Origin of the sequence: Desulfosporosinus sp. I2, from assembly GCF_000960765.1 — a bacterium.
In the GTDB taxonomy this organism is placed as follows: Bacteria; Bacillota; Desulfitobacteriia; order Desulfitobacteriales; family Desulfitobacteriaceae; genus Desulfosporosinus.
Map to the genome: position 1 here is coordinate 57,379 of NZ_JYNH01000001.1, position 15,395 is coordinate 72,773.

The following is a 15,395-nucleotide window of genomic DNA, read 5'->3' on the forward strand; positions in this document are numbered from 1 at the left end:
AAGAGACTAAAATAAAATGTATTATACAATAGATACAACAAATTCTACATTTTTTTATAAAATCCTTTAAATAAAATAAAACTCTAAAAATTTCTCTCACGAATCAATTCACTAGGCTGATATAGGTAACTTACTTCAGGTGGAGTTTCAACTCCATCTGAAGTTTAGTTGAGCTTATCCAGATATAAATACTACATGCAACTCCCCAGGGCCGTGGACCCCATTAACCATTTTAAATTCAATATCCGCCGTCCGACTGGGTCCGCTAATCATGGAAAGATAGGTTTGGATATCTCGCCCGAAGCATTCAATAGCCTGATATCTCAAATAGCGGACTGCATCATCTAAAGAAGCGACAATTTGGCGAGGACTGACGAGTGCTATATGAACAGGCGGCAAATTTGATACGGCTCGAATATGCCCTTGATCCTCCCCCAATACAAGAGTGCCATGCTCAGCAATAACTGCTGAAACCCCACTTATCCCAACTGGGGCTGACTCAATTTCCGGGCGTAACCGCTTTCGAACCGCCTTAAGAATATCTGCTTTTTCCATTTTGTCACTAACCCCAGCATAAGTAGCCAGTGATGTTAAGGTTTCTTGCTCGGATAGGTTCCCCGCTGGAAAATCCGGATGAGCCGACACTTTATTCAACAAGTCGATGGCCAGAGCGGCAAAATGCGTTTCCGTAACCTGCACGCCGGCTTGACGTAGCTTTACAGATAAGCCCAACTCCGTCAACAAGGGGCTATAAGCCTGAACAACTGGACCTTGCCCAGTTAAAGAAAGAATGTGTTTTAAGGCCTCATCCGGAGTGTTAGCGCTAAACACAGAGCACCCTTTGGCCGTCAAATTTGCCTTAGCCTGTTCAAGCAAAATTGGAAAGGTTTCCTTCCGAGCAGCCAACATTTCTTCAACTTGGTGCTTTAGCTCGGGGTTTTTTCGCCATAAATCATCTCTTCTGAGGGCAATTTTTTCTAAAATATCCGCCAAAGCCATTTTTATTTCCTTCCTTTCCAACCATAAGCTAAGGCTAATAATTCTATCGGATGAAAGGTCTTTTGTGACAAACCCTCCTGGAGAATCCCATCATTTAAATGCGTTAAGCATCCGGGGCAGGCCGCCGCGACTGCCTCAGCCTCCGTTGCCTTAATGGACTTAAGCTTGCGCACACGGACCTTTTCACTAAGTTCATATTGTTTGAAACTACAGGTACCCCCGAAACCACAGCAACCATCCGCATCAGCCATTTCACGCAGTTCGAGACCTTCAATAGCCTGCAAGAGATCACGGGGTTCCGTTTTTACCCCTTGGATCCGGCCTAAGTGGCACGCTTCGTGATAAGTGACAGAGTGCACAGAAAGCGGGTGTTGATTCTCAAGTTTTAGATTTAAACCAGCCTCAGCAAGATAAACGGAAATATCTTTGACTTTAGCCGCTAGAAGCACTGCCTTCTGACCTCGGACATCTCCAGTCGGGAATAGTCCTGGCATTATCTCCCTAAGATGGCTTCCACACGTAGCACAGGCCACGATCACTGCATCCACCTTATCTGGGTTAAAACTTTCGATATTCCTCTCAGCCGCTTCCCTAGCATGCAATAAATCTCCGTTCAGATACATTGGCAGCCCACAGCAAACCTGATCCTTTGGTATTTCAACTTCGATCCCATGTTGACCAAGGACTGCCAGAACTGCTTCGCCTATGGAGGTCTGTGCGTAATTAATCAAACACCCTGTGAAAAAGGCTACCCTTCTTTGAGGCGCAGACTCGCGTGACTTAGTTTTGATAAGCACCCGAGCCTGATCTCCTTGGGAAAAGAGTCTTGCCGTGTCTTCAGGTCGCACCACCACAGGCCAAGAAGCTTGGAAAGATTGCTTGGCTAATTGTGGCAATAAGCGCCGATATGTCAGGCCAAGGGGAAGTCTCTGCTTTTGCCCGTATTCTTCTGAGTTAAAAAATAGAGACTGCAGTTTACTGCCCACACTAGTCACTGTATGAAGTGTTTTCTCCTGGCTTAAGGCCTTAAACGCTGTACCCCAGAGCGGTGAAAGTCCTTCCTGACTAACTTGTTTGGAGCGTAAAAGATTGATCATACCCGGAGTATTGATATGGGACGGACAAGCTTCAACACAAGCTTGACAGTTTAAGCAAAGAGAAAGACCACTCTCTTCGGCAGCTCCTAGTCCTTTCTGCACTGCAGCAGTGATAATTCCCCTGCCCCCTAAGTACTTATCTCCATAACGATCCCCGATTTCCCGATACACCGGACAGAAATTAAGACAACTACCACAATTAATACAGTATAGACTTTCTTCGCACCCTTCCTCTATCGCCTTCTTACGGCCATATTCAAGCAAAACGACATAAACTTCTTCCGGACCCAGCCCAGCGATAAATCCCTCACCATCGAAGTCTAAAACCTTGCTCGGCCCTGAAATAGCTGATGCATAAGTACCAAAATCTTGACCAACCCCAAAAACTGATGCTGCTCGCACTACAGTAAAAGCATCTTCGAGGGTCGGTACAATCTTTTCAATTCCGGCTATAGCAATATGAATCTTGGGTAGGCTAGTGACTGCCCGGATATTTCCTTCGTTTTCCATAACGATAATTGAACCAGTCTCCGCAGCAATAGCATTAGCTCCTGATAAACCGACATCCGCTGTAAGTAGGTAGTCACGCAACGAAACCCTGGCTGCCTTTACTAACTCCTCAGCGTCCGCAGGGAGAGCTTGTCCAAGGTCGTTGCTGAAAACCTCCGCTACTTTTTCTACAGACATATGAATCGCCGGAGCTAGGGAATGACTGGCATGACTATCAGCAAGTTGAACGATCCGGTCCCCTAAATCAGTCTCTACCACCCGAGTTCCCTGATCAATCAAAGCTTTAACTAAATCAATCTCCTTAGCGGCGTTGGATTTGGATTTGACGACCAGACCCTGACGCACAATGCCAGCAATATATTTAACTGCATCCTGCTGGTTAGCGGCTTTATAAACCTTACACCCATTTGCTTCGAGTTTGGCAACCGCCATCTCCTCCATGGCATCAAGATTGTCGATAGCTGTTGTTTTTATTTGCCTAAGCCTATTCGAAAGTTCCGGGTATTGGGGAACCATAGATTTCATGGCTCCGCGAATGACCCCGAAAGCCCGTTCTCTCCCTTTCTCGGAGTCCTTATCATCAAGCCCTACTCTTATTCTTTGTTTAAGTTGTTTGCTTCCCACATGAATCCTCCTTAGCTTATAAACACGATGATATTTTCAACACTCCACACTTTAAATACAGCTTAACAATTCTACAAAATACGCAAATATTCCTCCCTGTTATATAAAACAATTTCATTTTACGTAGAAATAAGGCTGGAAACGTATGCTTCCAGCCGATACTAGGTTCACTTGGGGCTCTTTTCATGATCACACTAATGTCCTAACTACAAATAATCAAACGTATCACACTAATAATATTTTCCTAACTCTTACATAAAAATATCAATAGAATTTCATAATAAACGTGATTAGAGGGAGGAGGTTCTTATGAAGGATTTATCTTCAAGGACAAAAAAGTGGCTTCTCATTGGATTGCCACTGCTAGTTATTGGTTCAGTTTTTCTATTTATGCAATACGAGCGGACATCAACCACTCATTATTGCGGAACTACCTGTCATATTATGAAAGCTCCCTACGAAACATCTTTTCATAGCGTGCACCGCGAGACAAATGGTGTAGGGTGTAAAGATTGTCACATTCCCCATGATAATATTCTTGAGCAAATTATCTACAAAGGATATTCGGGTGCTAGAGATTATTATAAGAACACCTTTGCCCAACCTGATGTGCTCCTTACGAAGGAATGGAGTAAAAAAATTCTTCAACGCAACTGCATTCGATGTCATTCAACGGTTGTTGCACGAATCAACACGAGTGATGGAAAACAATGTTTCGATTGCCATCGCGGAGAACCGCATGATACACGCCCTCAGACTTTTAGCACCCAAACGGTATACACACCAATTCGTTAAATGGAGGTATAAATTGAATGCAAAAATACTGGCGCAGTTTCCTGTTGCTCGGTCTCATCCTATTTATGAGCGGACTTCTAATTTTTGGATGTAGCCAAAAAACACCCACCCAATCCACAACTGCCACTATACCTGAGGGAGAACTCGATCCGGCCGTATGGGGAAAAGTATACCCGGATCACTATGCTAGCTATCTTAAGCAAAAGGAACAAACCAAAGGAAATTCCAAATATGGTGGTTCAATTCCGGAATCACATCTGAAAGAATCTCCTGCCCAAGTAAAACTTTTTGCAGGCTATCCCTTTTCTGAAGATTATAACGAAGAACGAGGCCATGTTTGGGCTTTGGAAGATGTAACGAGGACCCTACGTATTGGGCCGAAATCAATCAGTTCCTGCTGGAATTGTAAAAGTCCTAACGTCAAGCCGCTTGTCGAAAAAATGGGAGATTCTTTTTGGTCAACTCCTTTTGCACAGTTAAAAGATCAAATTAAACATCCTATTGCCTGTGCTAACTGTCATGACTCTAAAACAATGGCCCTTGTGATTACCAGTATTCCGCTACTTGATGCTCTAAAAACACGAGGTATTGATCCCAACAAATTCAGTCGGCAAGAAATGAGAACTATGGTATGTGCTCAATGCCATGTCGAATATTACTTTAAACCAGATAATAAGAAGGTCACCTTTCCTTGGAAATATGGGTTGAAAATGGATGATGCAGAAAAGTTATATGAGGAGATTAGTTTTAAAGACTGGGACCATAAAGAAAGTCTGGCCCCTATGCTTAAAGCCCAACACCCTGACTACGAATTATTCTCTACAGGTGTACACGCGGCTAACGGGGTGGCCTGTGCTGATTGCCATATGCCCTATGTAAAACAAGGTCAAACTAAAATATCCTCACACCACCTACAAAGTCCACTTAATTCTATCTCTCAATCCTGTCAAACCTGTCATAAACAAAGCGAAGAATACCTAAAGAATCAAGTCATAGGCACACAGGACACGGTGTTTAAAACTAAGGTCTCATTAGAAACTGCGCTCTCTGAGGCTATCGATGCCATCTCAACTGCCGCCAAGAACCCAGCCGCCAAAGCAGATATGATGAACCAAGCACGTTCTTTACATCGCAAAGCTCAATGGCGTTGGGATTATATCTCCGCTGAAAACAGTATGGGTTGGCACAGCCCTAAAGAAGCCTTAAGAATACTCGGAGAAGGGATTGATATGGCTCGGCAGGCCCAGCTCAAAGCGAATTTAGCAGTAGGTGCTGCAGTTGGAGGTGCGTCTGGTCCTGAAGCAGGGAAAACTCCAGGAGCAGGAACTTCAGTTGATGCTGCCGGGCCTCAAACAGCGCCGAAACAGTAAAAGTAATAACTTTTACGCAAATTCCAGCTCAAAAGGTTTTAAAGAGCAAGTAGTTGTCTAAATAAAGATGGACTACTTGCTCTTTATTTCTAATCCAATCGTGAGACTTCCACATCTTTAAGTGGGAGTGATACCCCGTACTCAGCCTTCGTTGAGCTTTTCCTAGGTTAGTTTACGTACCACAAAGTTATCTTCAATCAGAAGCCAGTTCTGAGGAAAATCATTTCCCAATACCCAATAGAAGAACCCTCGAATCCCTAACTCCTTGACTATATCAAATTTAGCCTGCACACTGCGAGCATCTTCAAACCAGACTTCATGCCGTTTGCCCTGCGCATCCGTATATCTAAACCACGGAGCTTGTGAGGTCTTATCATAGCGGATGCTTACACCATAACGAATAGCAAGCTCCAAAGCTCGTTGAGGACTAACAGATTTGGCAAATTTGCCCCCGGGCACATATGGGAGGGTCCAGTCATAGCCATACAGGGGCATCCCCATCATGACCTTTTGTTTTGGCACGACGGATACAGCATAACGCATAACGCTTCGCATCTGTGCTATTGGGGATACAGCCATCGGTTCCCCTCCGGACCATCCCCATTCGTAGGTCATCAAGAAGATGAAATCGACAACTTGACCAATGGCTTTATAATCGTGACCCTCATAGAGAACTCCTCGTTGTTCAGCTCGATACTTTGGTGCCAAAGCTGTGGAAATGAAATACCCATGAGCTTTTAATAATTGTCGTGCTTTTCTTAAAAAAAGCACATATCGTTCCCGGTTCTCTGCCCCTAGATACTCAAAGTCAAAATCAAGACCTCGGTATCCCTTCTCAGCCATAATTTGAAGGGCTCGATTGAGCACGCGATCTTGCAACGCTTCGTTTGTCAAAATCGCTGTGGCAATTTCTTTACGGAATTGGCCACCCTCAAAATTGGTTAAAACCAAAAGAGGGGAAACTTTATCCTTAAAAGCGGCGCTCAACGGCAGCTGATCTTCAACTGGGGTAAGATTTCCTTCCCGATCGACGGCATAGCTGAAAATGGCAAGGTAAGTTAGGTGCTCTCCTACTTTATCAACCGCTGTAGCAGATCGGGTTCTAGTCATTCTAGGATCGATATAGGCATTTGTTTCGACTATTTGCTTCGCTTTCTGGGGTAAGTATAAGCGTAACCCAACCGGAAGATGATTAGGATTTGGGATCTTATTAATTCGGACAATCTCCTCAACCGATACTCCATAGCGACGACTAATACTCCATAAGCTTTCTCCCGCCCTAATCCAGTGGTATTGGCCGTTAATAGGTATCACTAAGGTTTGCCCAACGACCAACCGATTGCGATCCGGAACCTGATTGGCAACCGCAATCTCCTGAACAGAAATACTATAAGCTTGAGCAATTTTAACAAGAGTATCTCCAGGGCTTACGACATGTATTTGCATAAATATCCTCCTCTTCTAAGCAAGCAAATCTCTTCTGTTAATTTATGTTCAGAGAGTAGTTATCGCGCCTCAGAAAAAATTGGAGATGCAAATGTTTTGCCGCCAAACCTGTACATAATCAGGATTTAGGCTATAATTAGTTAGGATTTTGAAGTTATCGGATAGGCTAGGTGATACTTAATGAACTTTAAATATAATCTTGATGAAATTCCCCCTGTGGGGCATCTCCTGTTATTTGGTCTGCAGTGGCTGGCCATTATAATTCCCATTATACTTATTATGGGGACAGCAGTAACAAGCCTTCATCCCAGCGGGATTGGCCAACAAGTAGTCTATATTCAACGGCTATTATTTGTAGTGGCCGTTGCCTTATTTTCGCAGGTGATCTGGGGCCACCGCCTTCCAATAATCTTCGGACCAGCGACGGTATTTTTGGTTGGGATTTCGGCTGGAGGAAAGAGCAGTCTCGAGGCGGTCTATACTTCAATTTTTCTAGGTGGCCTAATATTAACCGCTGTCAGTATTACTGGATTATTCGCCCATCTTAAGAAACTCTTCACTTCAACCGTTGTAGCCGTCATCTTGATTCTAGTTGCCCTTACCCTTACACCGATGATTCTTAACTTAATTACCACTCCAACCACACAGGCCAGTTCCTTTGCTAACCTATGTTTCTCCTTGGTGATGGTACTCAGCATGTTTATCGCAGCAAAGTATTTACGGGGTTTGTGGAAATCGACACTCATCTTTTGGGCTGTAATCAGTGGAACGTTAGCTTACATCCTTCTTTTCCCCCAATCCCCTCTTCCGACTTACAACCTTCCGGCAGTTGCCCCCTTTTGGAAAGGCCTAACACCTTCTTTCGTTTTCGATTCGGGTGTCTTCCTCTCCTTTATGATTTGTTTTCTTGCGCTCTCGGTCAACGATCTCGGCTCCATTCAAGCGGTTGATGAACTTCTCAAACCGGATGATATAGAAAAACGGATTACTAGAGGGGTCACAGTGACTGGATTAATCAATGTACTATCTGGGTTCCTAGGGGTCATCGGTTCTGTCAATTTCTCCTTCAGTCCAGGAGTCATTATCGCCAGCGGAGCAGCCTCTAGATATACCTTGATTCCCGCAAGCCTAGGGCTTTTGGCTTTATCCTTCCTACCAAAAACCATCGCAGTTTTAGGCAGTATCCCTTCTGTCGTGATTGGCAGTTCCATGATTTACCTGATGTGCTCCCAGATCGCGGGTGGTCTTCAGGTCGCTTTGAGCCAGAAATATAAATTTGAATATGGGCTAATTATTGGACTGCCTATGCTCCTAGGTGTTATCATATCCTACTTGCCCCCGGCAGTTCTTAACACCTTCCCCCCTATTCTAAAACCTATATTAGGCAATGGCTTTGTGGTCGGGGTGATCGCAGTGTTGATCATGGAACACTTGGTGTTCCGCCAAAAACGTTAAATACTCTCCCATAATCGGACATCCACTTTGACATCATAAAGAGTACTTCCTGCAGCTCTATCCGTTAAACGTTGGGAGGTAAGGGCATTGACCGTACTATCTCTTGACATAGTTTCCATCGAAAACAGACCTTCAGTTACAACGACTCCCTGGGGAACGGTCATCGTTAACTTGAGGATAAACGGTACCTCACCTCGTTCATTAAAGGCGATCACTTTCTGACCTTCGAGCAAATTCTTAGTTTCAGCATCTTTGGGGTTCATTTGGAGGTAAGCGGCTTCCTTCTTCCGTAGTAAATCAGGGCGTTCATTAAACGATGAATTCAACGAGTACAAACTAGGTGCGCTCATCAGATAAAAGGGGGCATCATCCCCATAAGGCTCAAAATAGCGCGGCAACGGCTCAGCCTCCGTGGGATTATAGAGTTCGATTTTACCAGATGGAGTAAGAAAGGTTGTTTTATAATCTTCGGGTAGAGAGAGTTCGACGAGACGGCCTGCATGGAGTTTTGCCATGTCAACCCCTTCTAGCCAAGGAGTTGGTGGGTCAACGAGTTGATGAATAAGGTCATCGGTTGTTTGCTGAAAAAAGTCCTCTTCAAAACCTATAGCTTGAGCAAGCAACTGAAAAACCTCCCAGTTCGACTTAGCTTCACCAACTGGAGGAATTACAGCAGCTGCTTTCTGGATGCCATAATGCCCATAGGAACGGTAAATATCCGCATGCTCTAAGGAACTTGTGGCCGGCAAGATGATATCGGCATAGCGAGCGGTATCCGTCATAAATCGTTCATGAACAACCGTGAATAAGTCCTCTCGCCTAAGTCCTTTAAGGATCATCGTTTGGTCAGGGGCAACGACGGCTGGGTTAGCGTGATAGACGTACATACCCATAATCGGGGGATTTGATAATTCCGTCAGTGCGTAACCAAGCTGATTCATATTCACAACTCTGGTTGGTTCTTTTAATAAATCATTGCGCGTGACTCGCTCTGAATGAAATGCCATACCTGTGGAAATACTAGCGAGCAGTCCACCCCCTGGTTTGCCCCAAGCTCCGACCAATGCGGGCAGACAGGTAATCGTGCGAACCGTCATTGCCCCGTTGCCATATCGGCAAAGCCCCGATCCCAAGACGATAAAAGGCGCATAAGATTTGCCATAATGAACCGCCATTTCTTCAAGCAACTTAACTTCGATCCCTGTAATTTGACTTACTTTATCCGGAGGATAATTGGGCAGAACTTCCTTGCGGAGCTGCTCAAATCCTTGGACAAACCTGTCCATAAACGCCTGATCTATCAAGCCTTCGCGAACTAGAATGTGCATGATGCCGAGAGCCAAAGCGCCGTCAGTCCCCGGTCGTACTAATACGACCTGATCAACCATCCGCGCCGTAGGATTTTCATAGGTGTCAATCAGCCAAATAGAGGCACCCCTTTTTTTCGCTTCACGAACCTTATTCAGTAAATGGATGTTAGTCGCTAAGGCGTTCGTACCCCACAAAAGAATAAAATCGCTTTTTCCCACTTCATCCGGGTGTGGTGCCAGGGTATCCCCCATGACTGACGCCCAACCATAGCCCTTTGAAGAAGAGCAAATAGTGCGAGCCAATCTGGAAGCGCCTAAGCGGTGGAAAAACCCCTCTCCACAATTGCGTTGGACTGTACCCATTGTCCCTGCATAAGAATACGGCAAAATCGCTTCCGCACCATATTGAGCCATAATCCCTTTCCAACGATCGACAATGACTTGAATTCCTTCGTCCCAACTAATGGGTTTATACTGGCCTGTTCCTTTTTCTCCGATGCGTAGTAGAGGTTGGGTTAACCTCTGAGGAGAATGAACAGTCCGTTCATAATGCACCATTTTAGGACATAGAGTTCCTTTAGTAAAAGGATGTTCCGGATCCCCCATTACCTTCACTGCTTGACCATCAACAACTTCGACTAGCAGCCCACACGCATCCGGACAATCGTAGGGGCAGACAGACCGTTTTAGTTCAGGATTCATGGTACACTCCCTCTTCTGTCATAGTTCTGATCGCAATACCTAAATTACATTGCATTCAATATTATTTATCATCGGTTGCCTTGCCGTCACCCATAACCGGTATTGTATCTCCCAGAAACGTCGGTTTCGGTTTAATAATGTTTGTCCACACAAAATCCTTGTTCCTTGCAGCAATTTCTCTGATCTTATACATCTTCATAGCTTGTCCATAATCCCGTCTGTCAGCAGCAACACCATACGCTTCCATCCCTAATGCCCTAGCAACATAAACTGCTCTCATGAGATGATACTCCTGAGTAACAATGATTACCTTCTTCACTTCAAAGATATCTCTTGCTCTATACAAACTCTCATACGTGCTAAACCCAGCATGATCCATAAAGACATCTTGATTCGGTACCCCTTTGTCTTTTAAAAAACTCTTCATAGAATTAACTTCATCGTAATCTTTCCGTCCATGATCTCCACTCACGATTAGCTTAGGGGCCTTCCCTTGCTCGTAAAGTTCATATCCAGTCGTTAATCGATCGTTGAGCATGGTCGACACTGTTCCGTTGGGAAAGACATAAGCTCCTAAGACGAGAATCGCATCAGCGTTAGGCACTTCGTCTGAGTTAACGATGTAGTTTCTACCCACAGACTCAACGGCCTGATTAATCACAAGCATAGAGGTACTAGCCAGAATCAATAATAGCACTGGGATCAGCATCACCTGTTTAAGGCGCTTCTTAAAGGATACTAACTTAACCATTGCACACCTTCCATAACTGTTATTTCTGTAAAATATACTACATTTTTACCAACTTATACAAGACTAACAAATATCGGTGTTCCACTCCAGCATTGGTTTAACCACTCCAGCATTGGTTTAATAATAATACCCAACACAAGCTCAAATTGATGTTTTCGTTTAAAAAATAATCCGATTCTATCCCCTTCTATACTCTTGTGCATATCATAATTAGCCTGAACAAATACTATGCTTTATTACATATCTAAATTATAATTGTAATAGCTATCTTTGTATAATAAAATTTATAAAAAGGAGATTTGGCGATGTCTAATTTTAAAGAAGTTAAACCAGAGCAATTTGAGCATAGTCCTTTTAAGCTTATAGGAAAGGATTGGATGCTGATTGCCGCAGAAAAAGACGGAACGGTTAACACGATGACTGCCTCTTGGGGTGGCCTTGGGGTAATGTGGGGCAAAAATGTAGCCTATATCGTGATCCGTCCACAACGCTACACCAAGGAGTTTATAGATAACTCCGACACATTTTCACTTACCTTTTTTGCTGACAGTTTCAAAAAGCAATTGAGTTATCTAGGCACTGTATCAGGCAGGGACGAAGATAAAATTCAAAAATCGAATTTGACCGTCCTCCATACAAGCAATACGCCTTATTTTGAAGAGGGAAATATCGTAATCTTCTGCCATAAATTGTATGCCCAAAAACTAAAGCCAGAGTGTTTTATTTCTCCAGAACTGAACGAAAAATGGTATCCAGATATTGATCATCATACCTTATACATTGCTGAGATCACAAATATTCTTGTTAAAGAGTAACGAGCCCTACGAAAAGTAGAAGCCAATATCTCCGATTAGTGTTCAAAGATAATGGCTTCTACTTTTGTTGTCTTCTCCTGTATAACAGTATCAACTTCTATATCGTTCTATTTTGCAGGCACGTATCCGGTTTTTTCCACTAAACCTTGTCCCTCCTCGGATAATATCCATTGAATAAATCGACTGACATTCTCCTTCTGATTCGATTTCAAAGTTACTGCATAAACAGGAACCGTAAAGGGATAAGTTTTATTTCGGACCGTTTCGGGGGTCGGTTTAACCCCATCGATTGCTATATATTTAATCTGATTGTTTTTTATCATCTCGCTTGAGTAATACATAAATGAATACCCTAAGGAGTTCTTAGCATTTTTATAGCTTGCAACCTGACTAATCATTTCGCCCATACCCCCTGCATAGGTTTCCTTGGTTTGCTCTAACATCGTGATGTCTTTCATCACTTTATTTTGCATGATCGTTTGGCTCCCTGAGTTTTCAGGACGTTGATAAGGCAATATCTTGCTCCATGATCCACCAACTTCTTTCCAGCGGGTGATTTTACCAGAGTAGATATCTTGAATCTGTTTTATGCTCAGATTCTGAACTGGATTCTGAGAGTTTGTGAAAAAGACAAACGCCTCACTCCCGATGGGTGTTAAAACAAACTCATCCCCTTTGGCTTTAAGTTCCTCAACATGAGCTTTTGACGGCTCCGCAACAAAGATAATATCAGTCTGACCCTCGATTAAACTCTTGTAGGCTGTACCGGTTTTTGAACACTTCACTATATCGAGGGGAAACTGTTGACTTGCCACAAAAGCGGTATAGAGATCTTTATCGTTGTTGTTCTTATTTGCTCCATAGTAGTCGCCAAGTCCCTTATAGACCGCTTCAACAAACGCCGCATATACTGGATAGGCGGCTGTAGCACCGTCAAGACGCGGCATGGAATCAAGCTCTGTAAATTGTAAACTGGCAGGTTTATCAAGCTTGGCGAGTCCGTTCTTATCCTTGAACGGCGCTTTTTCCATCAGATCAAATTCCGTTAACTCACTCCCGACCGTTGACTTCCCATAAAGCAGTTCTGTCATACCATTATCAATAATCTTTCTTGTTGTGATCCCAGAAAAAGCAAGGAGAGAAATACAAAGCAGGACCAAGACCGCTTTAAAGTTTCTTGATAGAGGGCTACTTACCGCGGTCTTCGCTGTCCACTCAAATAGAACAATCCCCGCTAGAAACCCAATATACGCCATAAGCTCTGCCACAGGTATGATGAAAGGTAATCCTGATAAGGAAAGACCAATGTCAAAGATCAATAACATAGGGTTCTTGAGAGCATACACTCCCCACCAGCCAGAATTAAGATTTCCGTTGGAAAGTGATAGTGCCAGAATTGCAAACACCAAAGCATAGATAATTGGCACAAGGGCAGGGAGATACCTTTCCTTAGCCGAGTCGGGCTTATACTTAGACAGCCTCGCAAAAATATAGCCGACACATATCCCTATGAAAGCTGAACCTAAAAAGGCTACCCCTAAAAGAATTAAATTTTTAGCATCCTTGCCCAGTTCGTATAACCTTAGCCCATCTGTAATTGACGAAACAAGGAGCATCCCTATAGTAAGTAAGAACGGAAGAAGGATCATCTGGGTTGCCAATGAGGTTCCCAGATACCCTTTATTTGATTTCATCGTTTAACACCCCTGCTCTCTATTAACTACTCTAATAACTACGACTACTTAATCTACTTAATCTCGATTCACCCTATCCCTTATAACCTTACAATTCGGCAAATTCTAGTCTAGTCCTCCTATAGTGCTCTTAGTATTTCAAGAGTATTTCATTGAAATAAAAACAAGGCTGAAAGTATCCGCTTCCAGCCTTGTTTTTATTATTTTGACGTCATTCTACTTATGCCCGCAGTAATCTGCGCCAAATGATGATTTCCGTGCCATGCATAAAGGTCAATTAACTTCTTAATCGTTAATAGCCCAACATCCGGGTGAATTAACTCCCTCTCAAGACCCGACGACGATAACGACCTCAGTAGAACGACCAAGCGTTTATGCAATCCTTCAAGAAGTTTTGTGGATAGTTCAACAGGTAACTGAGAGTCATTTAGTTCAGCCCACAGCACTTCATCATAAGGCTTGATGGTGGGTTTATCCTCTGTCATGGCCAGCTTAACTCTAATATAAGCATTCATATGAGCATCCGCTATGTGATGGATTAACTGGCGATTAGTCCAACTGCCTGGTCTATAGGGAGAGTCAAGCTGTTCATCCGTTAATTTTTCGACAGCCCTAATTAACAACTCAGGTAGCGCTTCTATTTGGTCTATTAAAAAATTAATTTGTTTTTCCTGGACCTCTTTTTCAAAATCAAACGTCCCAATTGGATATCGTAAATCCTCCACAAACGTTCTCCCCCTTCTCCTCTTCTGACATGTCGTTACTTATCAAGATTCGATGAAATATAACCGATTCCTCCCATTAGAGTTACCTTCTAAGTTAATAAACCTAAAATTTAAACGTTGCAAAATAATCGGCCGGTGTTTCTGCGCGGCGTATTAATTCAGTTGAACCGTCCTCTTTTAACAAAACTTCAGCAGACCGCAGTTTACCGTTGTAGTTATAACCCATCGCAAAGCCATGTGCACCAGTGTCATGAATTACAATTAAGTCGCCAAGCTTAATTTCAGGTAGCATACGATCAATTGCAAATTTGTCGTTATTCTCACACAGACCGCCGGTAATATCATATTTATGGCTGCATGGCTCATCTTCTTTACCCATAACAGTAACATGATGATAGGCACCGTACATTGCGGGACGCATGAGATTGGCAGCGCAAGCGTCGACTCCAATATACTCCTTGTAGATGTGCTTTTCGTGGATTACAGTTGTAGCAAGGCAGCCGTAGGGCCCCAACATAAATCGTCCAAGCTCAGTGTATATCGCAACATCGCCCATTCCTGCAGGAACGAGAATATCCTCATAGGCCTTGCGAACACCCTCACCGATAGCAAAAATGTCAGCTGGCTGCTGCTCTGGATGATATGGAATACCAATGCCCCCCGAAAGATTGATAAAAGCAATATGCACTCCCGTTTCTCGGTTTAAAACAACCGCTGTTTCAAACAACATTCTAGCAAGTACAGGATAATATTCATTTTCTATAGTGTAAAGGACAGCGATGCTGTCCTTTTGTTGCGTAATAATTAGAATACTTATCCCCCATCCCAAGTGCTATGGGAGTACTCACGTCTAGTCTATGGCACTTAAATCAAACCATTCTTGTCATCTTTCTAATCCTCTGCTCAAGATCATCTCCCACCTCCCATGTCGTTGAACCGCCACCTAAATCAGGCGTGCGAATGTTTCGTTCGGCAACCTGATCTTCAATAGCTTTCATGACAAGGCTAGCAAGCGAGTTTTCTCCATGATGCTCCAATAGCATCATGGCAGCCCAAACCGCTCCTAAGGGATTGGCGATCCCCTTCCCCTTGATATCCTGAC

The 15,395-nt window shown here is 43.6% G+C and carries 12 protein-coding genes and 1 pseudogene; 4 read left to right on the plus strand and 9 right to left on the minus strand.

Annotated elements, in window-relative coordinates:
- Positions 1-174: 174 nt before the first annotated feature.
- Positions 175-1,020 (minus strand): lactate utilization protein, encoded by an 846-nt coding sequence (locus UF75_RS00265; RefSeq protein WP_197079278.1) that lies wholly within the window; start codon positions 1,018-1,020, stop codon positions 175-177.
- Complete coding sequence (locus UF75_RS00270) at positions 1,002-3,230, minus strand: LUD domain-containing protein (protein WP_052692937.1); 2,229 nt, start codon at positions 3,228-3,230, stop codon at positions 1,002-1,004. The genes UF75_RS00265 and UF75_RS00270 overlap by 19 nt, the downstream gene beginning before the upstream one ends.
- A gap of 309 nt (positions 3,231-3,539) precedes the next feature.
- Between UF75_RS00270 and UF75_RS00275 the strand changes: the two genes are divergently transcribed.
- Together UF75_RS00275 and UF75_RS00280 are read left to right on the plus strand one after the other, a co-directional pair.
- Positions 3,540-4,025, plus strand: coding sequence for a NapC/NirT family cytochrome c (locus UF75_RS00275; protein ID WP_045572595.1), 486 nt, complete (start codon positions 3,540-3,542; stop codon positions 4,023-4,025).
- A gap of 17 nt (positions 4,026-4,042) precedes the next feature.
- Positions 4,043-5,395, plus strand: coding sequence for an ammonia-forming cytochrome c nitrite reductase subunit c552 (locus UF75_RS00280; protein ID WP_045572596.1), 1,353 nt, complete (start codon positions 4,043-4,045; stop codon positions 5,393-5,395).
- 162 nt (positions 5,396-5,557) lie between these two features.
- Here the strand turns inward: UF75_RS00280 and UF75_RS00285 are convergent, their stop codons facing one another.
- Positions 5,558-6,841, minus strand: a complete 1,284-nt coding sequence (locus tag UF75_RS00285) for a glycoside hydrolase family 18 protein (protein ID WP_045572597.1) — start codon at positions 6,839-6,841, stop codon at positions 5,558-5,560.
- Between the two features lie 180 nt (positions 6,842-7,021).
- On the opposite strand from UF75_RS00285, the gene UF75_RS00290 reads away from it, so the two are divergent.
- Positions 7,022-8,296, plus strand: coding sequence for a solute carrier family 23 protein (locus tag UF75_RS00290; RefSeq protein WP_045572598.1), 1,275 nt, complete (start codon positions 7,022-7,024; stop codon positions 8,294-8,296).
- Here UF75_RS00290 and UF75_RS00295 read toward each other — a convergent pair.
- Positions 8,293-10,308 (minus strand): molybdopterin-dependent oxidoreductase, encoded by a 2,016-nt coding sequence (locus UF75_RS00295; RefSeq protein ID WP_045572599.1) that lies wholly within the window; start codon positions 10,306-10,308, stop codon positions 8,293-8,295. The two genes, UF75_RS00290 and UF75_RS00295, sit on opposite strands and share 4 nt — an antisense overlap.
- A 61-nt stretch (positions 10,309-10,369) precedes the next feature.
- Positions 10,370-11,059 carry an ElyC/SanA/YdcF family protein gene (locus UF75_RS00300; RefSeq protein WP_045572600.1) on the minus strand — a complete coding sequence of 230 codons (690 nt, stop codon included), beginning with the start codon at positions 11,057-11,059 and terminating at the stop codon, positions 10,370-10,372.
- A gap of 305 nt (positions 11,060-11,364) precedes the next feature.
- On the opposite strand from UF75_RS00300, the gene UF75_RS00305 reads away from it, so the two are divergent.
- Complete coding sequence (locus UF75_RS00305; protein ID WP_045572601.1) at positions 11,365-11,874, plus strand: flavin reductase; 510 nt, start codon at positions 11,365-11,367, stop codon at positions 11,872-11,874.
- 107 nt (positions 11,875-11,981) lie between these two features.
- Here UF75_RS00305 and UF75_RS00310 read toward each other — a convergent pair whose 3' ends face one another.
- The 4 genes and pseudogenes from UF75_RS00310 to UF75_RS26705 all read right to left on the minus strand — a co-directional run bounded on the left by UF75_RS00310 (position 11,982) and on the right by UF75_RS26705 (position 15,387).
- Positions 11,982-13,568 (minus strand): substrate-binding domain-containing protein, encoded by a 1,587-nt coding sequence (locus UF75_RS00310; RefSeq protein WP_045572602.1) that lies wholly within the window; start codon positions 13,566-13,568, stop codon positions 11,982-11,984.
- 200 nt (positions 13,569-13,768) lie between these two features.
- The gene (locus UF75_RS00315) at positions 13,769-14,293 is read right to left on the minus strand and encodes a YfiT family bacillithiol transferase (RefSeq protein ID WP_045572603.1); all 525 of its coding nucleotides are present in this window, start codon (positions 14,291-14,293) and stop codon (positions 13,769-13,771) included.
- Between the two features lie 103 nt (positions 14,294-14,396).
- Positions 14,397-15,059: pseudogene (locus UF75_RS00320) on the minus strand (diaminopimelate decarboxylase); the annotation flags it as partial.
- Positions 15,060-15,162: 103 nt separating this feature from the next.
- On the minus strand, positions 15,163-15,387 hold the full coding sequence (locus tag UF75_RS26705; protein WP_082074945.1) for an isocitrate/isopropylmalate family dehydrogenase: 225 nt from the start codon (positions 15,385-15,387) through the stop codon (positions 15,163-15,165).
- Positions 15,388-15,395 lie beyond the last annotated feature (8 nt).

Bases quoted from the DNA above. Each gene is read 5' to 3' on its own strand.
- UF75_RS00275 (WP_045572595.1), top strand. From the start codon at position 3,540: ATGAAGGATTTATCTTCAAGGACAAAAAAGTGGCTTCTCATTGGATTG.
- UF75_RS00280 (WP_045572596.1), top strand. From the start codon at position 4,043: ATGCAAAAATACTGGCGCAGTTTCCTGTTGCTCGGTCTCATCCTATTT.
- UF75_RS00285 (WP_045572597.1), bottom strand. From the start codon at position 6,841: ATGCAAATACATGTCGTAAGCCCTGGAGATACTCTTGTTAAAATTGCT.
- UF75_RS00290 (WP_045572598.1), top strand. From the start codon at position 7,022: ATGAACTTTAAATATAATCTTGATGAAATTCCCCCTGTGGGGCATCTC.
- UF75_RS00295 (WP_045572599.1), bottom strand. From the start codon at position 10,308: ATGAATCCTGAACTAAAACGGTCTGTCTGCCCCTACGATTGTCCGGAT.
- UF75_RS00300 (WP_045572600.1), bottom strand. From the start codon at position 11,059: ATGGTTAAGTTAGTATCCTTTAAGAAGCGCCTTAAACAGGTGATGCTG.
- UF75_RS00305 (WP_045572601.1), top strand. From the start codon at position 11,365: ATGTCTAATTTTAAAGAAGTTAAACCAGAGCAATTTGAGCATAGTCCT.
- UF75_RS00310 (WP_045572602.1), bottom strand. From the start codon at position 13,568: ATGAAATCAAATAAAGGGTATCTGGGAACCTCATTGGCAACCCAGATG.